Origin of the sequence: Ancylobacter sp. (genome assembly GCF_965229075.1) — a bacterium.
Taxonomy (GTDB): domain Bacteria; phylum Pseudomonadota; class Alphaproteobacteria; order Rhizobiales; family Xanthobacteraceae; genus Ancylobacter.
In genome coordinates this window covers 1,055,528-1,077,258 of the sequence record NZ_CBDDIO010000002.1, presented here as the reverse complement: position 1 = coordinate 1,077,258, position 21,731 = coordinate 1,055,528, and the positions used below count along the sequence as shown (strand labels likewise).

Annotated in this window: 19 protein-coding genes; 7 read left to right on the top strand and 12 right to left on the bottom strand. The window is 67.8% G+C overall.

All coding sequences use genetic code 11. The annotated features are described in order from the left end of the window. The 3 genes from ACO07Z_RS11070 to ACO07Z_RS11060 form a co-directional block, all read right to left on the bottom strand. Nucleotides 1–918, bottom strand: coding sequence for an ABC transporter permease (locus ACO07Z_RS11070; protein ID WP_421698774.1), 918 nt, complete (start codon nt 916–918; stop codon nt 1–3). Nucleotides 919–920: 2 nt separating this feature from the next. Next, nucleotides 921–2,027, bottom strand: coding sequence for an ABC transporter ATP-binding protein (locus tag ACO07Z_RS11065; protein WP_244379696.1), 1,107 nt, complete (start codon nt 2,025–2,027; stop codon nt 921–923). 213 nt (nt 2,028–2,240) lie between these two features. After that, nucleotides 2,241–3,395 (bottom strand): ABC transporter substrate-binding protein, encoded by a 1,155-nt coding sequence (locus ACO07Z_RS11060; RefSeq protein WP_421698773.1) that lies wholly within the window; start codon nt 3,393–3,395, stop codon nt 2,241–2,243. A 265-nt stretch (nt 3,396–3,660) separates the two neighbouring features. Between ACO07Z_RS11060 and fabG the strand changes: the two genes are divergently transcribed. Further along, a complete protein-coding gene (gene fabG / locus ACO07Z_RS11055) occupies nt 3,661–4,440 on the top strand; it encodes a 3-oxoacyl-ACP reductase FabG (protein ID WP_421698772.1) in 780 nt (259 codons plus the stop codon). Between the two features lie 12 nt (nt 4,441–4,452). Here fabG and ACO07Z_RS11050 read toward each other — a convergent pair whose 3' ends face one another. Further along, on the bottom strand, nt 4,453–5,718 hold the full coding sequence (locus tag ACO07Z_RS11050; RefSeq protein WP_421698771.1) for a porin: 1,266 nt from the start codon (nt 5,716–5,718) through the stop codon (nt 4,453–4,455). A 121-nt stretch (nt 5,719–5,839) separates the two neighbouring features. Between ACO07Z_RS11050 and ACO07Z_RS11045 the strand changes: the two genes are divergently transcribed. Both ACO07Z_RS11045 and ACO07Z_RS11040 read left to right on the top strand, forming a co-directional pair. Beyond that, entirely contained in the window at nt 5,840–7,879 is a 2,040-nt protein-coding gene (locus ACO07Z_RS11045) for an NAD(+) synthase (protein ID WP_421698770.1), read from the top strand. A gap of 57 nt (nt 7,880–7,936) precedes the next feature. Then, nucleotides 7,937–8,683, top strand: coding sequence for an LOG family protein (locus ACO07Z_RS11040; RefSeq protein WP_421698769.1), 747 nt, complete (start codon nt 7,937–7,939; stop codon nt 8,681–8,683). 7 nt (nt 8,684–8,690) lie between these two features. Here the strand turns inward: ACO07Z_RS11040 and ACO07Z_RS11035 are convergent, their stop codons facing one another. Both ACO07Z_RS11035 and ACO07Z_RS11030 read right to left on the bottom strand, forming a co-directional pair. Beyond that, nucleotides 8,691–9,764: an alpha/beta fold hydrolase gene (locus tag ACO07Z_RS11035; RefSeq protein ID WP_421698768.1), complete on the bottom strand. Its 1,074-nt coding sequence runs from the start codon at nt 9,762–9,764 to the stop codon at nt 8,691–8,693. A gap of 79 nt (nt 9,765–9,843) precedes the next feature. Continuing rightward, nucleotides 9,844–10,701, bottom strand: a complete 858-nt coding sequence (locus ACO07Z_RS11030; RefSeq protein WP_421698767.1) for a carbohydrate kinase family protein — start codon at nt 10,699–10,701, stop codon at nt 9,844–9,846. Between the two features lie 182 nt (nt 10,702–10,883). Here ACO07Z_RS11030 and ACO07Z_RS11025 point away from each other — a divergent pair, with 182 nt between their 5' ends. The 4 genes from ACO07Z_RS11025 (at nt 10,884) to ACO07Z_RS11010 (ending at nt 15,028) form a co-directional block, all read left to right on the top strand. Beyond that, on the top strand, nt 10,884–11,729 hold the full coding sequence (locus tag ACO07Z_RS11025) for a fumarylacetoacetate hydrolase family protein (protein WP_421698766.1): 846 nt from the start codon (nt 10,884–10,886) through the stop codon (nt 11,727–11,729). A 95-nt stretch (nt 11,730–11,824) separates the two neighbouring features. Further along, the gene (locus ACO07Z_RS11020; RefSeq protein ID WP_244379676.1) at nt 11,825–12,067 is read left to right on the top strand and encodes a BON domain-containing protein; all 243 of its coding nucleotides are present in this window, start codon (nt 11,825–11,827) and stop codon (nt 12,065–12,067) included. Between the two features lie 214 nt (nt 12,068–12,281). Continuing rightward, nucleotides 12,282–14,600 carry a propanediol/glycerol family dehydratase large subunit gene (locus ACO07Z_RS11015; RefSeq protein WP_421698765.1) on the top strand — a complete coding sequence of 773 codons (2,319 nt, stop codon included), beginning with the start codon at nt 12,282–12,284 and terminating at the stop codon, nt 14,598–14,600. Further along, entirely contained in the window at nt 14,597–15,028 is a 432-nt protein-coding gene (locus ACO07Z_RS11010) for a diol dehydratase small subunit (protein ID WP_421698764.1), read from the top strand. Before ACO07Z_RS11015 ends, ACO07Z_RS11010 begins: the two co-directional genes overlap by 4 nt. 31 nt (nt 15,029–15,059) lie before the next feature. Here the strand turns inward: ACO07Z_RS11010 and glpK are convergent, their stop codons facing one another. The 6 genes from glpK to ACO07Z_RS10980 all read right to left on the bottom strand — a co-directional run bounded on the left by glpK (nt 15,060) and on the right by ACO07Z_RS10980 (nt 21,726). After that, nucleotides 15,060–16,559 (bottom strand): glycerol kinase GlpK, encoded by a 1,500-nt coding sequence (gene glpK / locus ACO07Z_RS11005; protein WP_421698763.1) that lies wholly within the window; start codon nt 16,557–16,559, stop codon nt 15,060–15,062. Nucleotides 16,560–16,757: 198 nt separating this feature from the next. Continuing rightward, nucleotides 16,758–18,515 carry an ABC transporter substrate-binding protein gene (locus ACO07Z_RS11000; RefSeq protein WP_421698762.1) on the bottom strand — a complete coding sequence of 586 codons (1,758 nt, stop codon included), beginning with the start codon at nt 18,513–18,515 and terminating at the stop codon, nt 16,758–16,760. A 58-nt stretch (nt 18,516–18,573) separates the two neighbouring features. Further along, entirely contained in the window at nt 18,574–18,891 is a 318-nt protein-coding gene (locus ACO07Z_RS10995; protein WP_421698761.1) for a DUF2160 domain-containing protein, read from the bottom strand. Nucleotides 18,892–18,902: 11 nt separating this feature from the next. Then, entirely contained in the window at nt 18,903–19,724 is an 822-nt protein-coding gene (locus tag ACO07Z_RS10990) for a carbohydrate ABC transporter permease (protein WP_244379659.1), read from the bottom strand. Next, on the bottom strand, nt 19,721–20,623 hold the full coding sequence (locus ACO07Z_RS10985) for a carbohydrate ABC transporter permease (protein WP_421698760.1): 903 nt from the start codon (nt 20,621–20,623) through the stop codon (nt 19,721–19,723). Before ACO07Z_RS10985 ends, ACO07Z_RS10990 begins: the two co-directional genes overlap by 4 nt. Further along, complete coding sequence (locus tag ACO07Z_RS10980) at nt 20,623–21,726, bottom strand: ABC transporter ATP-binding protein (protein WP_421698759.1); 1,104 nt, start codon at nt 21,724–21,726, stop codon at nt 20,623–20,625. Before ACO07Z_RS10980 ends, ACO07Z_RS10985 begins: the two co-directional genes overlap by 1 nt. Nucleotides 21,727–21,731 lie beyond the last annotated feature (5 nt).

Genomic DNA, 21,731 nt, shown 5'->3' with positions numbered 1-21,731 from the left:
TCAGCGCCTCCCCAGCATGCGGTCGAGATCGAGCTTAGACAAGGCGAACAGGGTCAGCGCACCGATGAAGAAGGTGACGACCACCGCCAGCGCCGAGCCGAGCGGCCAGTTCTGCGAATAGGTGAAGGCGATCTCGATGTCGTGCGAGATGACGATGATCGACTGGCCGCCGAGGATCTTCGCTTCCGCCGTGGCGCCGATGGCGAGCACGAAGGTGAGCAGCATGCCGATGAGAATGCCGGGCATGGCCAGCGGCAATTCGATCTCGCGCCAGATGAACAGCCGCCCGGCGCCGAGGTCGCGCGCCGCGTCCACGAGGTCGCGCGGCACGAGGGCGAGGCCGAGCGTCATCGGAAACAGCATGAAGGGCAAATAGGTGTAGACCATGCCGAACAGGGTGACGCCCGGCGTGTACAGCACTTCCGGCCCGCCGGAGAGGCCGAGCCATTTCAGCGTGCCGTCGAGCACGCCGTTCTTGATGAAGAACAGCACCCAGCCATAGAGCCGCACATTCTCCGACACGAAGAGCGGGAACACGAACAGCACGCTGATCAGCGCCGACCAGCGGCCGAACACCATGTTGAGCCCATAGGCGATGGGGTAGGCGATGACGGCAAGGATCGCCACGGTGAGCAGCGCCAGCCCGCAGGACCACAGGAAGGACAGCCACACCGTGTTGGAGGGGTCGAACAGCGTGGCGAAATTCGCCAGGGTGAAGCTGGTGAACACATCGAAGCTGCGCGGCGTGGCGAAGGCATAGCCGAAGATCGCCACCAGCGGCGCGAGGAAGCCGATGCCGAGCAGGATCGCCACCGGGAGCGCGCAGCGCGCGCCGACCGACAGCATCCGCGCCTGGCGCAGCTGGCGGGCGCTTTCGGCGGCGGCCCCCGGCGCGGGGGCGAGGGCGAGATCGGCCATGCTCAGCCCTCCAGCGTGAAGGCGTCGGCGGCGTCCCAGCCGAGCGTCACCTGGCGGTCGAGACTGGCGGGCAAAGCGCGCCCGCGGGAGAGCTCGACCAGCATCACCTTGGCCCCGACGCGCACCTGATACTGGATGCGCGAACCGAGCGAATATTCGTTATAGACCACGCCCCCCAGCCGGTTGTCGGCGCTCTCGCCCGGCCCGAGAATGCGCATGAACTCCGGCCGCACCACCACGAAGGCTTCGTCCAGCACGGCGCCGCTGCGCGGGGGCGCGAGCGTGAAGGTGCCCGGCACGTCGACGCCCTGCCAGCTGCCATCCGCCGCGCGCTTCACCTTCAGCGTGTTCACCTCGCCGACGAATTCGCAGACGAAGCGGTCGACCGGCGCGCCGTAAATTTCCTCCGGCGTGCCCACCTGCACCAGCCGGCCGGCGCGCATCACGCCGATGCGGTCACTCATCACCATTGCCTCTTCCAGCGAATGGGTGATGTAGATGAAGGTCTTGCCGGTTTCCCGGTGCAGGTCCTTCAGTTCCTTCTCCAGCGTCTTCTTCAGCTTGTAGTCGATGGCCGAGAGCGGCTCGTCGAAAAACAGCACTTCCGGGTCATAGGCCAGCGCCCGGGCGAGGGCGACGCGTTGGCGCTCGCCGCCCGAGCACTTCATCACGTTCTTGTCGAAATAGCTCTCCGGCAGGCGGACGATGCGCATCAGCTCCAGCGCCCGCGCCTTGCGGGCGGCGGCATCCACACCCTTCACCTTGAGCGGGAAAGCGATGTTCTCGCCCACGCTCTTGTGCGGGAACAGCGCCAGCGACTGGAAGACGAGGCAGGTCGGCCGCTTGTTCGGCGGCACATCGTTGATGAGCTTGCCGTGCAGGGTGATGTTGCCCTCGCTCGGCGTGTCCATGCCGGCGAGCATGCGCAACAGCGTGGTCTTGCCCGAGCCCGAGGGGCCGACAATGGTGAGGAACTCGCCCTCGCGCACATCGAGATCGATATTCTCGACGGCGGTGAAGGCGCCGAAGGTCTTGCGGATGCCGACCAGCTGGAGGATCGGCTTCGGCAGTTCGGCGCTCAGGGCGTCGGCCGGCAGGGTCTGGAGCATCAGGTCTTCCGTCATGGGCCGGTGGCGGGCGATCGCCGCCGGGAAAAGCGATGGAGACACGCGGGCGGATGCCGTGTGCGTCCTTCGAGGCCCGGCGCTGAGCGCCGGGCACCTCAGGATGACGAGGGTCTATCGAGGCCCGTCATGCTGAGGTGCGGGGCAAAGCCCCGCCTCGAAGCACGCAGAAGGGCGCCACCTTCACGGCGGAACGGTCTAGCCCCGCAGGCGCTTGGCGGCGTTCATCAGGTCGAGCGCCTTGTCGTAATCCGGCACGATGTCGTACTCGACCGAGCGCGCCATTTCCTCGTCCAGGCTGTCCCACTGGATGGCGTCGAGCTCGTCCCTGGTGAACAGGTCGAAGCAGGCCTTGTTGCCCATCTGCGCCACCGGGTTGAACGTGCCCTCGGCGAAGGCGACGGTGTGGGCGACATCGGGCGCCTGCACATATTTCAGGAACTCGAGCGCCAGCGGCGACAGGTTCGGGTTGTTCACCGTCGAGGTGATCTCGATCCAGGCGATGCCGCCCTTGCCGCCGGGCAGCGGGCCCTTCAGCGGGGTGATGCCGCGCAGGTTGGGGTGGCCGTCGGCGCGGGCGGGGGAGACCGAATAGGTGCCGCCGGTCATGTGCAGGTCGATCTCGCCGGAAATCAGCGCCTGGTTCATCGAGGCGATGTCGCCGATCAGCTTGGCGCCCTTGAAGACGCGCTTGGCGGTTTCCTCGAACTTGGCGAACTCCTCCGGCGTGTGGGTCTTGAACGGGTCGATGCCGGCGATGATGAAGATGTTGAAGACGTTCCAGTCGTCGGATTCGAGAATGCCGTATTTGCCGGCCAGCGCGGGGTCGTTGAACAGGTCCCAGCCGGTGTCTTCCGCCGTCTTGCGGGAGATCTTGTCGGTGTTGACCACATAGCTGTACGGCCCAAAGCGCTGGGCCATGCCGATCAGCTCGGTGCCGCTGTCGCTCATCGCCCATTTATAGGGCGGCTTGAACATCGGCAGCATCTTCTCGAAATAGGGCTCGAACTCGGCCTTGGGCAGCGGCTTGATCAGCTTTTCGGGCAGCATCACCTTGCGTGCCCAGGGATTGTTGACGTTGATCAGGTCCCAGGTGTTGATCTCGCCGGCGCGCAGCCGGTTGATCATGGTGGGGTCGTTGGTCAGGCTTTCCGCCTTCACCGTCGCCCCGGTCTTGGAGCGGAACGGGTCCAGCACCTGGGCGGAGTTGTAGCCCTCCCAGCACAGGATGTTCAGCTCCTTCTCGCGCGCCGCGAACGCCTTGTTGGCGTTGAACAGCGGCCCGGCGGCGGCGAGCGCACCGAAGCCCGCCCCCATGCCTTTGAGTACCGACCTTCTCGAAACAGGCGCCATCTCGAAGTCCCCTGGATTGTTGGCGCGGAACGTCGAGCGGCCGCGCATGCGTTCGGCATTCGTCTTGCGGCATCCGTGTTGGGCGGATGTGGCAGATATGTTGGACTGTGTGTGATCCTAAACATCTGGATTTGGGCTTTACAACACCAAATTTGCGGCTCAACCTGATGAAAAGGAGGGCAGCCTGTTTTGCAGGCATGCCAGCCGACGGCATTTTCATTTGCCGGATAATAAACTCCAGAGAAGCATCGGGACCCGCCGCATCATGTTTACCTCGCTTGAAGGCAAGACCGTCATCGTCACCGGGGCCAGCAAGGGGATCGGGCGCGGCCTCGCGCTGCGCTTCGGCCAGGCCGGGCTCAATGTGTTGGTGGTCAGCCGTTCGCTCGCCGAGGCCGAGAAGGTCGCGGCCGAGATCGGCCCTCGCGCCTCCGGCTTCGCCGCCGACGTCACCAAGGCCGAGGACATGGCGGCGATGGCCGCGGCGGCGCTGGAACGCTACGGCGCCATCGACGTGCTGTGCGCCAATGCCGGCATCTTCCCCGCCGCCAAGCTCGGCGACATGACGGGCGATGATTTCGACCATGTCATGGGCACCAATCTCAAGGGCACCTTCCTGTCCGTCTCCGCCGTGCTGCCGGCGATGAAGGCGGCGAAGAAGGGCCGCATCATCATCACCTCCTCCATCACCGGGCCGATCACCGGCTTTCCCGGCTGGACCCATTACGGTGCCTCCAAGGCCGGGCAGATGGGCTTCATGCGCACGGCGGCGATCGAGCTGGCGCCGTGGAACATCACGGTCAACGCCGTCATGCCCGGCAACATCCTCACCGAGGGCATGGAAGGCATGGGCGAGGCCTATATCGCGTCCACCGCCGCCTGCGTGCCGATGAAGAAGCTTGGCAGCGTGTTCGACATCGCCAATGCGGCGCTGTTCTTCGCCAGCGAGGAAGCCGGCTACATCACCGGGCAGGGCATGGTGATCGATGGCGGCCAGGTGCTGCCGGAATCGCCAATGGCGCTGGACGAGATGGGCGCCGCCTGAGGCGCTCCCCGCTCAGAAGGTGGCGGCAAACATCAGCATCAGCTGGCTGGCGGCCTGCTCCGCCACCGGCAGACCCTGCGCGGTGGGCCGGAAACTCTCCGCGCGGTAGAGGTTGTAGTCGTATTGCAGCGTGACGGTGAACGGCCCGGCCGGGGTCCAGCTGAGATTGGCGCCGACATTCACATTGTCGATGCCGGACGCGCCATAGGTGGCCTGCGCCAGCGGGTCATCGACGGCGAAGCGTCCATAACCGCCGAAAAAGGCGGAGTTCCACCGGTCGTTCCAGTTGTGCAGATACTGGCCCACAGCGCTCCAGCCGCGCACCTTGACCAATGAGCCGTCCAGCCGCTGGAAGGCGTCGGGCGCGGTCAGGCGCCCGCTGGGGTCGATGAGGCCGAGATAGGAGGTCGCCCCCTCGGCATAGGCGGCCTGGAGGTAGAGCGTGTCGCCGGTGCCGAGCGTGGGCAGGTTGAACATCACCCCCGCCTGCAGCGCATAGCCCCACACATGGGTGGAGGCGCCGATGCGCTCGCTCACCGGCGCCTGCGCGATCTGGTGCAGCGCGCCGGAGAGCTGGAAGTCGCCCCAGTCCCCGCTCTGGCCGAAGGTGGCGACGATTTCCGGCAGGCGCGTGGCACCGCTCCCGGAGGCGTCATCCGTCGGTGAGGCCGGATCCTGCGCGACGACGGGCAGGATGCCATTGTCGCGCTCGGCGGAACTTTCCAGCGCCAGCCGCGCGGTGAAGCCGGCCGGCAGGTCCCAGGTGTAGCCCAGCACGGAGATCTGCGTCTGGTCGCCAATGGTCACCGGATCGGTGCCCAGCACATTGGCATTGGCGTAGAAGTCGAAGAAGGACTGGTGATAGCCCATCGTGAAGCCGGCGAATTCGATGCGCATGTCATAGGGCTGGAAATCCGCCCGGTCGGTGAGCGCCTCCCCCCAGGGGTCCGCGCCGCGCCAGATGAGGCGCACATCGGTGAAGGAGCGCAGCGTGCCATACTCGGTTTGGGTGCGCGCATCGGTCACGAAGCCGAAGGTGGAGACCCAATAGGAGCGGGCATTGCCGGCGGGATAATCCGTGTAGCTGTTGGCGTAGGTTTCCGCCCAGAGATAGCCGCCGATCCGCAGGCAGGTCCCGGTTTCCGGGACGAGGACGAAGCCCGGCCCTTGCGCCGTGCAGGCGCGCAGCAGGCGGGCGGCAGCCGTGGCGGGAGGCTCGCCAGCGCCGGCCGAGGTCGCGAAGGCGCAGAAGAGGGCGGGCAGCGCCGCCGCGAACACGCTCGCGCGCCCGGCACGCCATCGGCAGTCCGGGTGAGGCGGGGGGCGCCGTGCGGCTTTTGCTGGTTCAAAGCGCATGAGGCGTTAAATATCAGCGCAGTCTTGCATTGGTGAGGGCGTAATGGCCGATTCGCACTGTCTCTATCGCCACGGCTTCCTGCGCCTCGGCACCGCCGTGCCGCGCGGGCGGGTGGCGGATGTCGGTTTCGCCCTCGCCGAGCATCTCGCTTTGGCGCGCGACGCGCAGGCGCGTGGCATTGGCGTGCTGCTCTATCCCGAACTCGGCCTGTCCTCCTACGCCATTGACGACCTGCTGTTTCAGGACGCGCTGCTCGACCGGGTGGAGGCGGCGATCGCCGAGATGGTGGCCGCCTCGCGCGATCTTTTCCCGGTGCTGGTGGTCGGCGCGCCGCTGCGCCGCGCGGGGCAGCTGTTCAACACGGCGGTGGTGATCCATCGCGGCGCGATCCTCGGCGTGGTGCCCAAATGCTACCCGCCGAACTACCGCGAATTCTACGAGCGCCGGCACTTTGCCCCCGGCCTCGGCACGACGGGCAGCATCGCCGTGGCGGGAATGGAGGTGCCCTTCGGCACCGACCTGCTGTTCCGCTCCGGCGGCGCGGTGCCCTTCACCTTCCATGTCGAGATCTGCGAGGATCTGTGGGTGCCGCTGCCGCCCTCCACGCACGGCGCTCTGGCGGGGGCGGAAGTGCTGCTCAACCTGTCCGCCAGCAACATCACCATCGGCAAGGCGCGCCACCGCCGGCTGCTCTGCGCCGGCCATTCCGCCCGCTGCCTCGCCGCCTATGCTTATTCCGCCGCCGGGCCGGGCGAATCCACCACCGACCTCGCCTGGGACGGGCAGGCGGCGATCTTCGAGAATGGCGACTGCCTCGGCGAGAGCGAGCGCTTTCCCGAAGGGCCGACGCTGCTCGCCGCCGATGTCGATCTGGAGCGCCTGCGCCAGGAACGCATGCGCATGAACACGTTCGGCGAGAACATGCGCGAGGAGGGGGCGGCGGATTTCCGCCGCATCGGTTTCGCACTCGACACCCCGCCCACCCCGGCGCCGCTGGAGCGGATCTTCGAGCGCTTCCCCTATGTGCCGGCCGATCCGGAACGCCTCGCCGAGGATTGCTACGAGGCCTACAACATCCAGGTGCAGGGCCTCGCCCAGCGCCTCGCCGCATCCGGCGTCCGCCGCGCGGTCATCGGTGTTTCCGGCGGACTCGATTCGACGCAGGCGCTTCTGGTCGCGGTGCGGGCGATGGACCGGCTCGGCCGGCCGCGCAGCGACATCCTCGCCTATACGCTGCCGGGCTTCGCCACGTCGGATGCCACACGCGCCAATGCGCAGGCGCTGATCGAAACGCTCGGCGTCACCGGCGGCGAGATCGACATCCGCCCGGCGGCGCGGCAGATGCTGGCCGATCTCGGTCACCCCTTCGCCGGGGGCGAGCCGGTCTATGACGTGACCTTCGAGAATGTGCAAGCGGGGCTGCGCACCGACTATTTGTTCCGCCTCGCCAACCAGCAGGGCGGGCTGGTGGTCGGCACCGGCGACCTCTCGGAGCTGGGGCTCGGCTGGTGCACCTATGGCGTCGGCGACCACATGTCCCATTACAACGTCAACGCCTCGGTGCCGAAGACGCTGATCCAGCACCTCATCCGCTTTGTCGCGGCCTCGGGCGACGTGTCGGCGGCGACCGCGCGGGCGCTGGAAGCGGTGCTCGCCACCGAAATCTCGCCGGAGCTGGTGCCGGCGGAAGCGGGCGCCACCATCCAGTCGACCCAGCAGGTGGTCGGCCCCTATGCGCTGCAGGACTTCAACCTCTATTACCTCACCCGCTACGGCTTCCGCCCCTCGCGCATCGCCTATCTCGCCTTGCACGCCTGGGGGGACGCTTCGCGCGGCGCCTGGCCGGCAAATGTGCCGGCGGAGGACCGGCGCGCGTATTCCCGGGCAGAGATCCGCCACTGGCTGCGCCTGTTCCTCAAGCGCTTCTTCGCCAACCAGTTCAAGCGCTCGGCCCTGCCCAACGGGCCGAAGATCACCTCGGGCGGCTCGCTCTCGCCGCGCGGCGACTGGCGTGCGCCGTCTGATGCGAGCGCGCAGGTCTGGCTCGATGAGCTCGACGTCAACTTCCCCGAGGACGCCTGAGAAACGCCAGCTCGCAGGAATGAGGAGCCGCGCGGCCGGCCGCGCGGGCATGACCCGATGACCGACGACACCACCCCGCACAGCTACCGCCTCGCGGCTCTGGATCAGGATTTCATCCTCGGCGATTCCATGCGCGGCGTGCGCTTCCTGCTGGAATACGCCAAGCCGGAGGAAGAGCTGCGGCGCTGGCGCATCCGCTCCACCCTCGTCGTGTTCGGCTCCGCCCGCGTGCGCGCGGATGGGCCGGGCCGCCAGCCCTTCCTCTATGAGCAGGCGCGCGCCTTCGGCCGCCTCGCCTCCCAGCGCGGTGGCGCGCTCGATGTGGCGGACGGCGGCTACCGCGACAATGTCATCGCCACCGGCGGTGGGCCGGGAATCATGGAAGCCGCCAATCGCGGTGCCTATGAGGTGGCGGCGCCGAGCATCGGCTTCAACATCACCCTGCCGCATGAGCAGGTGCCGAACCCCTACACCACGCCGCAGCTCACCTTCCGCTTCCACTATTTCGCCATGCGCAAGATGCACCTCGCCATGCGCGCCAATGCGCTGGTGGTGTTTCCCGGCGGCTTCGGCACGCTGGACGAGCTGTTCGAGATCCTCAATCTGCAGATCACCGGCAAGGCCCCGGCGGTGACGGTGGTGCTGTTCGACGAAGCCTATTGGCGCTCCGTGGTCAATTTCCAGGCGCTGATCGACGAGGGCATGGTGAGCGCGGCGGAAGTGGCCAGCCTGCGCTTCGCCGACACGGCAGAGGATATCTGGATCCAGCTTGTCGAGGGCGGGCTGAAGCTTCCCGCCCGCTGACGCCCGCTCAGGCGCGGGCGGCGATCCAGGCCGCGATGCGCGGCCACACCTGCCGGTGCGCCTGCCGCCCGGCGAGAATGGCGAGGTGCTGCAGCCCGACGCCGATCTCGGCCGGGTGCTCGATGATCTCGGTGCTGCCCGCCGCCATACGGGCGAAGAACGGCGCCACCGCCGCGCGCGGGCCGATCTCGTCGGCGGTGCTCACCGCCGCCAGCGCCGGCAGGCGCAGGGTCTGCGGGCCGATGACCCGGCCGCCCATTTCCAGCCGCCCGGCGGTGAAGCGGTCCTCGCGGTAGAGCCATTCCACCATTTCATGCACCAGCTTGCCGGCCAGCGGCACCTCGTCCAGCGCCCAGCGGGTAAGGCGCAGATGCAGGGCGAGGGCCGCCGGATCGCCGAGGCTCAGCGCCCCATCCAGCCAGCGGTGCCAGACAAAGGTGCCGGGCGCGAGCAGAGCGCAGGCCTGTCCCAATTGCGCGCCGGGCACGAGGCCGTCTTCCGGCGTGCGGTCCTCCCGCAAAGCCACCGCGTCGCGAAAGGCGCTGGAGCCCGGCGCGAAGCTCAGCGGCGCGGCGAGCAGCACCAGCGCGCGGAACTGCGCCGGTTCCAGCGCCGCCGCCAGTGCCGCCAGCGTGCCGCCGAGCGAATGGCCGAGCACCACCGGCGCCCCAACGCCGCGCGCCGCCACCGCTTCCGCCGCCGTCCGCACGGCGCAGGCATAGTCCTCCAGCCCGTGCGGCGCCCCGCCGGCCACGGGCGGCCGCCATTCCACCAGATGCACGTCGAGCCCATGGGCGAGGCCCGTGCCGACGACGCTCACCCCCGGCGCGAGGTCCCAGACATAGGCGCGCTTGATCGGCGCGGGCACCATCAGCGCCGGCGGGCCGTGGGGCGCGGTGTGGCTGGTGTAGTGCCGCAGCCGCCAGAGCGGCGTTTCCGCCACGATCTCGTAGGGGTGCTCGGCGAGGCCGTAGCCGAGCAGGTCGAGCGTGCGGGCCTGTGCCGCGCGCCAGCTCTCCTGCGCCGCGCGCTGCGTCGCCCGGGCGAAAGCGAGCGGGTCGGGGAACGGCGCATCGGGCATGGCGTCCTCCATCGCCGGTGCCGGGCACTGGCAACCGGTGACGCCAGCCTAGCATGGCAGGGGTTCGCCTTGATGCGGGTCAGAAGGTCTCGGCGAGCACCGTGGCCAGCGGCAGCGGCGGCGGGCGCTGGAAGCCGGGCGCGCCGGCCAGCACCCGCCCGGCGATCTCGATGCCTCGCCGCGCCGCGGCCGCCGCCGGCGAACCGGCGAGCCAGCCATCGATGAAGCCGGCGGCGAAGGCGTCGCCCGCTCCGGTCGTCTCGGCGGGCGCGGCCAGCGGCGGCACGGGGAGCGAGCTGCGCCCTTCCGCCTCGCACAGCAGCACCGGCCCCGCGCCCTGCGTCACCACAAGCGCGCGGAGGTCGTCGCCGCCGATCGCCCGCGCCTGTTGAAAGGCGTCCGCGCCGGTGAACAGCGCATGGTCGGCGCTGGAGGCGATGAGCACCTGTGCCGGCCGCGTTTCCGTGCGCTCCAGCGGCACCTGCGCCACCACCGGCAGGCGGGCGGCCAGCGCCTCCAGCAGGCCCGGCCCGGCGCGGCGGAGATTGACATAGGCGATGTCGGCCTCAAGCGCGGGCAGGCTGGTGAGCCGGCGCGCCTCCGTGCTGGCCGGCGCGAGGATGGTGCGCTCGCCCTCCGGCCCGATGAGAATATCGAGCGGGACGGTGGAGGCGTCCGTGTCGCGCAAGGCGCGCAGGTCGAACCCCATCGCTTCCAACTGGCTCCGGCAGGCGCGGCCGGCGGCATCGGTGGAGAGCGTCGCCACCAGCGTCACGCGGTGGCCGAGCGCGCGCAGCGCCGCAGCGGTGTTGAAGCCGCCGCCGCCGAGGCGCAGCGTGATCTCGCCTCGCGTCAGCCGTTCGCCGGCGCGCAGCGGGGCGGTCAGCGGCCAGAGGCGATCGACATTGACGCTTCCGATCACCAGCACATGCGCCATGGGGTTCCTCCGGGGCGGCCCGCGCCGCCCGCCACCTCGGCGCGAGCGATAGGGGCGGGCGCGGGGTTTGACAAGCGTTCGCCGGCCGCCGCGCCGCCTCGACGCCGCCGCGCTTTGCCGCTACCTCTAGGCGGCGCCGGGCTTTGCCGGACCGGCGGTGACGGGCACAGGGAGACGGGCCGATGAAGCTGGTGCGCTATGGCGAGAGCGGGCGCGAGCGCCCCGGCCTGATCGACGCGGATGGCGTGCTGCGCGATCTCTCGACGCTGGTGGCCGATATCGAGGGCAAGGTGCTGGTGCCGGAAAGCCTCGCCCGGCTGCGCGGCCTCGACACGTCGGAACTGCGCGTCGTCGAAGGCGCGCCGCGCCTCGGGCCCTGCGTCGGCGCGGTCGGCAAGTTCGTCTGCATCGGCCTCAATTATCTCGACCATGCCGAGGAGGCCGGCATGCCGATCCCGGCGGAGCCGGTGATCTTCCTCAAGCCCACCAGCTGCATTGTCGGGCCGAACGACGCGGTGGAGATTCCGCGCGGCGCCACCAAGACCGATTGGGAAATCGAGCTCGGCATCGTCATCGGCAAGCCGGCTAAATATGTGTCGGTCGAGGATGCCTACGACCATGTCGCCGGTTATTGCATCGTAAACGACGTGTCCGAGCGCTCCTTCCAGCTGGAGCGCGGCGGCACCTGGGACAAGGGCAAGGGCTGCGACACCTTCGGCCCCATCGGTCCCTGGCTGGTGACCACGGACGAGATTCCCGACCCGCAGGCGCTCGACATGTGGCTGGAGGTGGACGGGGTGCGCCGGCAGACCGGCTCCACCCGCACCATGATCTTCGACGTGCCGACGGTGGTGTCCTATGTCAGCCAGTTCATGAGCCTGCAGCCGGGCGACATTATCTCCACCGGCACGCCGCCGGGCGTCGGCCTCGGCATGAAGCCGCCGGTCTACCTCGCCCCCGGCCAGACCATGCATCTGTCCATCACCGGGCTCGGCGAGCAGCGCCAGACCACCGTCGCGGCGGGGTGAGGCCGGGCCGGTTGCGGCAGATCAAGGCGCCGCGCGCGCCGCTGTGCTGAGCTTTCCCCGTTCACGTCCGCCCGTGGTCGACGTGGGAGGGTGCCATGCCGGATGCCGAGCTTAACCGCCGCCTGCGCGACGCCGTGGAGCGCATCCTCAGGGATGCCGAGGTCGAGGTCGGCATCTGCCGCGACAAGCGCATCATCACCCTCACCGGGCGCGTGCCGACGCGCGGCCTGCAGATCAGCATCGAGGATGCGGTCGGCCGCCTCGCCGGCGGGTTCACCATCGTCAACCAGGTGAAGGTCGAGCCGCCGCTCTATTGCCGGACCGTGCGGCTGCATTGAGCGCGGCGGCGGATTGGCGCGCTCTCCTTGAAACGTTGAGACGCTGATCGACAGGCGGGCCGGGCGAGGCGACGCTAACCATCGCCTTTTATGTCGATCGCCGCGGAATCCGCTTTCGCAACATCGGACAGGCGGCCGCCTTCTCCTTTATCCTGCTCACCATCGTCACCATCCTGACGCTGGTCCTGTGGCGGGCCATGAGGGAGGTCTGAGCATGACCGATATGCCGCCGAAAGCTGAACCCCAAAGCTCCAATCGCTGGCGCCGCTTCGCGGAATGGGACGAGCGCCCGCTGCGTTACGACCTGTTCGCGGCGGAAAACCCCGAGGCCGGCTTCTCCGTGTTCCGCAGCCCCTATGACCCCGCGCCTTCGCTCAGCGTGGAGGGTGGCCGGGTGACGGTCATGGACGGCAAGGCGGAAGCCGATTTCGACATATTGGACGCCTTCATCGCCGCCCATCACATCGACCCCGTCATGGCCGAGACGGCGATGGCGATGGACCCGGGCGAGATCGCCCGCAGGCTGGTGGACATCAATGTGCCGCGACAGGAGCTTGAGGCGCTGGCGCGGGGGCTGACCCCGGCGCGCCTCGCGGAAGTCGTCGGCCGGTTGTCCGCGCTGGAGATCGCCTTCGCCTATTCCAAAATGCGCCAGCGCCAGACCCCCGGCAATCAGGCGCATGTGACCAACGCCAAGGACGACCCGCTCCAGCTCGCCGCCGACGCCGCCGTCGCGGTGGCGCTGGGTTTCGACGAGATCGAGACCACGATGCGCGTCTCCTCCAACAGCTGGGCCAATGCGCTGGCCTGTACGGTGGGGGCGGCGGTCGGGCGCGGCGGGGTACTGTTCCAGTGCTCCATCGAGGAAGCGGAGGAGTTGCAGATCGGCCTTGCCGGGCTCGCCTCCTATGCCGAGACGGTCTCGGTCTACGGCACCGAGCGCGCCTTCATCGATGGCGACGACACGCCGTGGTCAAAGGCGCTGCTCACCGCCGCCTATGCCTCGCGCGGCATCAAGGCGCGCTGCACCTCCGGCGCGGCGGCCGAGCTTCTGATGGGCTTTCACGAGCAGCGCTCACTGCTTTATCTCGAAGCGCGGTGCCTGTGCCTGCAACGAGCAATGGGCGTGCAGGGCACGCAGAATGGCGGCATTGACGGCGCCCCGCTCACTGCCTCCATGGCCGGCGGGGTGCGCGAATTGATGGCGGAGAACCTCATCGCCGTCTGGCTCGGGCTCGAATGCGCCTCCGGCAATGATTGCCGCACCAGCGAGTCGGAAATCCGTGTCGGCGCCAAGATCACGCCCTATCTGCTGGCCGGCTCCGACCTCATTTGTTCCGGCTTCGGCTCGATCAAGAAATACGACAATTCCTTCAACCCCTCGCTGTTCAATGGTGAGGAGATCGAGGATTACCTCCTTCTGCAGCGCGATTTCCAGACCGATGGCGGCCTCACCCCGGTGGAGGAGGACCAGGTGTTGGGCCTGCGTGTGCGGGCGGTGGAAGCGCTGGCGGCGGTGATGGAGGAACTCGACCTCGGCACCGTGCCGCGGGCGCGGATGATGTCCGTCGTGTTCGCCTCCGGCTCGGAGGAGACGCAGAGCTACAGCGCCGGCGAAGTGACGCCGATCAGCGCCGCCATCAAGGCGCGCGGCATCACCGCGCTCGATGTGGTGCGGGCGCTGGCGCGGCGCGGCTACACCGAGGAGGCGGAGAACCTGCTTCTTATGCTGCGCCAGCGCATTTCCGGCGACTATCTCCAGACCTCCGCTCTGATGCGCGACGGGCGGGTGCTGAGCGCGATCAACGACCCCAACGACTATCGCGGCCCCGGCACCGGCTACCGCATGCCGGAGCCGCGCTGGCAGGCCGTGCAGGGCATCCGCAACGTGCTCACCCGCGAGCGGGTGCTGGCGGCGGAGAATGTCGTCGGCGAGGCGGTGGGCCAGTTGGTGGGCGAAGCGGACTGGCTGGTGCCGGCCGGCGTCGCGGCGAAAGGCAGCGATCCGCATGAGGTGGTGATCGGCGTCAGCCCCGCCTTCGCCCGGCAGCTGCACCAGACCACCGCCGGCCATGCGCTCTCCGACGTGGTGGCGGCGCTGGTCGGCGGCATCGAGGCGGGGGGCGGCACGGCGCGGCTGGTGCGGATGCTGCACACCGCCGACACCTCCTTCCTCGGCCTCGCCGCCGCGAGGCTGTCGGGCTCCGGCTTCGGCATCGGCATCCAGGCCAAGGGCACGACGGTGCTGCACCAGGCCGACCGCATGCCGCACATGAATCTCGAACTGTTCTCCAATGCCCCGCTGACCGGGCTCGACCATTACCGCGCGCTCGGCCGTAACGCCGCCCGCCACACCTTCGGCGAGGCGCCCGAGCCGGTGATGGTGCCCACCCATGGCGAGGCGCTCGGTGCGCGCTTCCATGTGCGGGTGGCGCTGCTCTACGCCATCGAGACCGGTCTCATCGATCTCACTGTCCACCCCATCGAACTCGACTACCGCCCCGCCCGGCCGGCGACGGAGGCTGCCCAATGAGCGCGAAACCCATGAGCGATCTCGACCTCTATCCCGTCGCCGAAAAGGCCCCGGAGCGGGTGGCGACTCCCACTGGCAAGCCGCTTTCCGCCCTCACTTTGGAGGCCGTGCTGTCCGGTGAGGTCGGCAATGAGGACATCGCCATCACCCCGGAGGCCTTGATATTGCAGGCGAATATCGCCCGGGCGGCGGGGCGCGCGACGCTGGCGGAGAATTTCGAGCGCGCGGCAGATCTGGTGCGCGTGCCGCAGGACCTGATCCTCGACACCTATGAGCTGCTGCGCCCCGGCCGCGCCCGTGATGCCCAGCAGCTTCTCGACCGGGCGGCGCTTCTGCGCCGCGACTACGGCGCCACCCGCGTCGCCGCCCTCATTGAGGAGGCCGCCGCCGTCTATACCAGGCGCGGCCTCTTCGTGAAGAGATACTGAGTGATAACAATGACTTGAAGGGCGCGTCGTCTCAGGGAAGGGTGAGACGGCGCACGGCGTCGCGCCAGCCGGCGAGCTTGGTCTCACGCGTCTCGGCCGGCATGACCGGATCGAAGCGGTGGTCGAGCCGCCAGGAATCGGCGAAGCGCCCCGGCGCCGGCATGATCCCGGCCTGGTGCCCGGCGAGATAAGCCGCACCGAGCGCCGTCGTTTCGCGGATCACCGGCCGATCGACCGGCGCGGCGAGGAGATCGGCGAGGCGCTGCATCGCGAAGTTGGAGGCGACCATGCCGCCATCGACACGCAGCACCGGCGTGCGATGGCCCGTGGCGCCAGAGCGCGCCCAGTCGGCATTCATCGCCTCGATAAGGTCAGCTGTCTGATAGCAAACGCTTTCCAGTGCCGCGAGGCAGAATTCGGCGGGCCCGGAATTGCGGGTGAGGCCGAACATCGCCCCGCGAACATCCGGGTTCCAATGCGGCGCACCGAGGCCGACAAAGGCCGGCACGAGATAGACCTGCTGGGCCGGATCGGCGGCGTCGGCGAGCGCTTCGCTCTCCGCCGAGTTCTTGATGATGCCGAGCCCGTCCCGCAGCCACTGCACCGCCGCGCCGGCGACGAAGATCGACCCTTCCAGCGCATAGGTCCGCTTGCCGCCGAGTTGATAGGCGATGGTGGTGAGCAGCCGGTTCTCCGAGACGACGGCGGTCGCCCCCGTATTGAGCAGGGCGAAGCAGCCGGTGCCGTAGGTCGATTTGATCATGCCCGGCTGGAAGCACGCCTGGCCGACCGTGGCGGCCTGCTGGTCGCCGGCGATGCCGCCAATGGCGATGGCCCCGCCGAGCAGGCGAGGAGCCGTGGTGCCGAAATCGGCGGCGCAGTCCTTCACCTCCGGCAACATGGAGCGCGGCACACGCAGAAGCGCGAGCAGATCATCGTCCCAGGCGCCGGTGTGGATGTTGAACAGCAAGGTGCGGGCGGCATTGGTGGCGTCGGTGGCGTGCACCGCACCCTCCGTGAGTTTCCACAGCAGCCAGCTGTCCACCGTGCCGAAGGCGAGCTCGCCGCGCTCGGCACGAGCGCGGGCGCCCGGGACATGGTCGAGAATCCAGCCGATCTTGGTGCCGGAGAAATAGGGATCGAGGATCAGCCCGGTGCGCTCGCGCACCAGCGCCTCATGGCCTTCCGCCTTCAGTCTCGCGCAGAGTTCGGCGGTGCGGCGGTCCTGCCAGACGATGGCGCGATGGATGGCCGCGCCGGTCTTGCGATCCCACACGACGGTGGTTTCGCGCTGATTGGTGATGCCGATGGCGGCGATGTCGGCGGCGGTAAGGCCAGCCTGTTCCATCACCGCGCGGCAGGTGGCGAGCGTCGTCTGCCACAGATCCTCCGCCTCATGTTCGACCCAGCCGGAAGCGGGGAAATGCTGCGGGAATTCCTGCTGCGCCTGTGCCGCGATGGAGGTGTCCTGCCGGAACAGGATGGCACGCGAGGAGGTCGTCCCCTGGTCGATGGCGAGAAGATGGGTCACGAGGCGCTCCGCGAAAAGGCTTCATCCCGGCGAGGGCGGCGCGTGCAAGCTGCCACCTCTGCGGAACGTGGTCTATGTCGGGCGGCATGCCGTCCGCGACGGCAGCGGGCGAGACAACGTCCCGGACGGCGGGGGCGTCCGGGACGCAGGGGCCGGGCACCGCTTCGGGTGCGCCGGCATTGGATCGGCGGACCCGCGTCAGTTCTTCTTCGGTGGGGTGGCCGGCCAGGAGTTGATCAGCGTGTCGTAGTCGATGGTTTCGCCCTGCGGCTTCTCATTCGCCAGCTTGGGCTGCGGGGCGAGGTTGCCGGATTCCTTGGCGAGCTTGACCCAGTATTCCATCGGGTGCTTCTCGTTCAGCTTCGGGCCGCATTCACCCTGCACGCCGGACTTTTCGAGGCGCGCCATCACCGATTCCTGGGCTTCGGCAAGGGCGGTCATCGCTTCCTGCGGCGTCTTGGCGCCGGAAGAGGCGTCACCGATGTTCTGCCACCACAGCTGGGCGAGCTTCGGGTAGTCCGGCACGTTCGCGCCGGTGGGCGACCACTGCACGCGGGCGGGCGAGCGGTAGAACTCGATCAAGCCGCCGAGCTTGGGCGCGCGCTCGGTGAAGCTCTTGTCCCAGATGTCGCTCTCGCGGATGAAGGTGAGGCCGACATGGCTCTTCTTCAGCGAGACGGTCTTGGAGGTGACGAACTGGGCGTAGAGCCAGGCGGCCTTGCGGCGGTCGACCGGGGTCGACTTCAGCAGGGTCCAGGAGCCGACGTCCTGATAGCCGAGCTTCATGCCGTCCTTCCAGTAGGCGCCCTTGGGGCTCGGGGCCATGCGCCACTTCGGCGTGCCGTCGGCGTTCATGACCGGCAGGCCTTCCTTCACCATGTCGGCCGTGAAGGCGGTGTACCAGAACATCTGCTGGGCGATGTTGCCCTGGGCCGGCACCGGGCCGGCTTCGGAGAAGGTCATGCCGAGCGCCTGCGGCGGCGTGTACTTCTTCAGCCACTCGATATACTTGGTAATGGAGTAGACGGCGGCCGGGCCGTTGGTGTCGCCGCCACGCTCGACCGTCGAGCCGGTGGGGCGGCAGCCTTCCATGCGGATGCCCCATTCGTCGACCGGCTTGCCATTGGGCAGGCCGCGATCGCCGTTGCCGGCCATGGACAGCCACGCATCGGTGAAGCGCCAGCCGAGCGAGGGGTCCTTCTTGCCGTAGTCCATGTTGCCATAGACCTTGACGCCGTTGATTTCCTTCACGTCGTTGGTGAAGAAGTCGGCGATGTCCTCATAGGCCGACCAGTTCAGCGGCACGCCGAGATCGTAACCGAACTTCGCCTTGAACTTGGCCTTGATGTCCGGATTGGTGAACCAGTCGTAGCGGAACCAGTAGAGATTGGCGAACTGCTGGTCGGGAAGCTGGTAGAGCTTGCCATCCGGCGCGGTGGTGAAGGAAATGCCGATGAAATCCGGCAGGTCGAGGGTCGGAGAGGTAACGTCCTTGCCCTCGCCGACGATCCAGTCGCTCAGCGGAATGGCCTGCTTGTAGCGGAAATGCGTGCCGATGAGGTCGGAGTCGTTCACCCACGCATCGTAGATGTTCTTGCCCGACTGCATCTGGGTCTGGATCTTCTCGACCACGTCACCTTCCTGGATCAGGTCGTGGGTGAGCTTGATCCCGGTGATTTCGGAGAAGGCCTTGGCGAGAACCTTCGCTTCATATTCATGGGTGGTGATGGTCTCGGAGACGACGTTGATCTCCATGCCCTTGAACGGTTCGGCCGCCTTGATGAACCATTGCAGCTCCTTCAGCTGCTCGTCCTTGGAGAGCGTCGAGGGCTGGAATTCGCTGTCGATCCACTTCTTGGCGGCGGCCTCGTCCGCGCGCACGGGCGCGGCGAAGGCGATCAGCGCCATGGCGCTGGCGGCCAGCAGAAGCCGGCCTCGGCTCATTGTCGGCAACATGGGTCTTTCCTCCCGTTCATTCCCAGAAATCACGCGGCTTTCTGCCGCTTAGGCGACTTCACACGAGGCGGAACACCGCCAGCGCGTAGACAAGGCAGAGCGCGAGCGCCCAACCGAGATTCGGTCCCACCAGGGCGAGCCAGGCGAGGTTGATGAAGGCGCTGCCGAGCAGCGTGATGAACAGCCGGTCGCCGCGCGTGGTGGGAATGCCGAGCACGCCGACCCGGGCGCGTTCCGGCCGCCACAGCGCCAGCACGGTGAAGATGGCGAGCAGGGCGACGATGGTGGCGAAGAAGGCCGCCGTCGGCCAGGTCCACGCCATCCAGGCCGTGTTCTCGGCGAGCCGTTCCATGAAGGGCGACGAAGCGTTTTCCATGCCGTCCTTCCTCACACCCGCCCGAGGGCGAAGCCCTTGGCGATGTAGTTGCGCACGAACCAGATGACGAGCGCGCCGGGGATGATGGTGAGCACGCCGGCAGCGGCGAGCAGGCCCCAATCCATGCCGGCGGCCGAGACCGTGCGGGTCATCGTCACCGCGATCGGCTTGGCGTTGGTGGCGGTCAGCGTGCGCGCCAGCAGCAGTTCCACCCAGGAGAACATGAAGCAGAAGAAGGCGGCGACGCCGATGCCGCTCGCGATCAGCGGCATGAAGATCTTCACGAAGAAACGCGGGAAGGAATAGCCGTCGATGGCCGCCGTCTCGTCGATCTCGCGCGGCACGCCGGACATGAAGCCTTCGAGAATCCACACGGCGAGTGGCACATTGAACAGGCAGTGCGCCAACGCCACGGCCCAGGGCGTGTCGAACAGGCCGATGGCCGAATAGAGATTGAAGAAGGGCAGGGCGAACACGGCCGGCGGGGCCATGCGGTTCGACAGCAGCCAGAAGAAAAGGTGCTTCTCGCCGACAAAGCTGTAGCGCGAGAAGGCATAGGCGGCCGGTAGCGCCAACGTGATCGAGATCACCGTATTCAGCGCCACATAGGTCAGCGAGTTGATGTAGCCGGAGTACCAGCTCGAGTCGGTGAAGATCTTGATATAGTGCTCGAACGTGATGTCGTTCGGCCACAACGTGACGCCGGAATTGATCTCGAAATTCGTCTTCAGGCTCATATTCACGAGCCAGTAGATCGGCAGGATCAGGAAGGCGAGATACAGCACCATGACGAGGGTGCCGCCGCGCGAGGAGGCGTGGGACGAGGCGCTCATGCCGGGTTCTCCTCCTGCCGGCGCTCGGTTCCGGCATGCGTCATCACGGTGTAGAAGACCCAGCACAGGGCAAGCACGATGAGGTTGTAGACGAGGCTCATCGCCGCCGCCTTGCCGAGATCGAACTGGCCGAGTGCGATCTTCACGAGGTCGATGGACAGGAAGGTGGTGGCGTTGCCAGGCCCGCCGCCGGTGAGCACGAAGGGCTCGGTGTAGATCATGAAGCTGTCCATGAAGCGCAGCAGAACCGCGATCAGCAGCACCCGCTTCATCTTCGGCAATTGGATGGTGGTGAAGATCGCCCAGCGCGAGGCGCCGTCGATCCGCGCCGCCTGGTAATAGGCGTCAGGGATCGACTTGAGACCGGCATAGCACAGGAGCGCGACCAGGCTGGTCCAGTGCCACACATCCATCACCACGATGGTGATCCAGGCCGCGAGCGGGTCGCCCGTGTAGTTGTACTCAATGCCGAGAGCGTTGATCGCCCAGCCCGCCAAGCCGATATCGCCGCGCGCAAACACCTGCCAGATGGTGCCGACCACGTTCCACGGGATCAGCAGCGGCAGCGCCATGATGACGAGCGTGGCGGCCACCTTCCAGCCTTCACGCGGCATGGACAGCGCAACGAGGATGCCGAGCGGAACTTCGATCGCGAGGATGATGGCGGAGAACAGCAGGTTCCGCACCAGCGCATCGAGGAAGCGCCCGCCGAACTCGGTCGAGGGATCGAGCAGTTCCTGGAACCAGCCAAGGCCGTTCCAGAAGAACTGGTTGTTGCCGAAGGTGTCCTGCACCGAATAGTTCACCACCGTCATGATCGGCAGGATGGCCGAGAAGGCGACGATGAGGAAAACCGGGGCGACCAGCAGCCAGGCGCGGTTGTTGACGGGCTTGTCCATCACAGGGCTTCCTCGCGGCCGGCGGGCGCGCCGGGCACCAGCACGCCATTGGCGTAGATGTGGATCTGCCGGGGATCGAGCGTCAGGCCGGCGCTATCACCGTCGAGCGACAGCTCTTCCGGGACCATGGCTGCCGCCGGGTTGCCGGATATCTCGATGCGGGCGATGCGGGCGCGCCCGATATCCTCGATACGCGTCACCTTCACGGGCAGGCCGTGGCCCGGTTTGGCCAGCGTGGCGAATTCCGGCCGCACGCCGAGTTCGATCCGTTCCGCCGCCGGCAGGGCGGGATAGGCCCGCTCCAGCGCGATGGCGACGCCACCGACATGGGCGGTGCGCCCCTCGACCTTTGCCGGCAGCACATTCATGCCCGGCGAGCCGATGAAATGGCCGACGAAGGTGTGGGCAGGGCGCTCGAATAGCTCTTCCGGCGTGCCGGTCTGCACCACGGCGCCGTCATGCATGACGACGACCGTGTCGGCGAAGGTCAGCGCCTCGGTCTGGTCATGCGTCACATAGATCATGGTCAGGTCGAGCGCGCGGTGGAGTTCCTTCAGCGACGAGCGCAACTGCCATTTGAGATGCGGGTCGATGACGGTGAGCGGCTCGTCGAAGAGGATGGCGGCGACATCCTCGCGCACCAGCCCGCGCCCGAGCGAGATCTTCTGCTTCGCGTCGGCGGTGAGGTTGGACGCCTTGCGGTCGAGCACCGAGCTCATGTCGAGCCGGCTGGCGATCTCCTCGACGCGGCGAGCGATCGCCTCGCGCGGCATCTTGCGATTCTTCAAGGGGAAGGCGAGGTTCTCGCGCACCGTCATCGTGTCGTAGACGACGGGGAACTGGAACACCTGGGCGATGTTGCGCGCCTCGGTCGGCAGCCGCGTCACGTCGCGGTCGTCGAACAGGATGCGCCCGCGCGTCGGGATGACGAGGCCCGAAATGATGTTCAGCAGCGTGGTCTTGCCGCAGCCGGAAGGGCCGAGCAGCGCATAGGCGCCGCCCTGCCGCCAGACATGGTTGATCTCTTTCAGCGCGTAGTCCTGCGGGCCGCGCGGGTCGGGCCGGTAGGCATGGGCGAGGCCGTCGAGGGTGATGCTTGCCATGATGC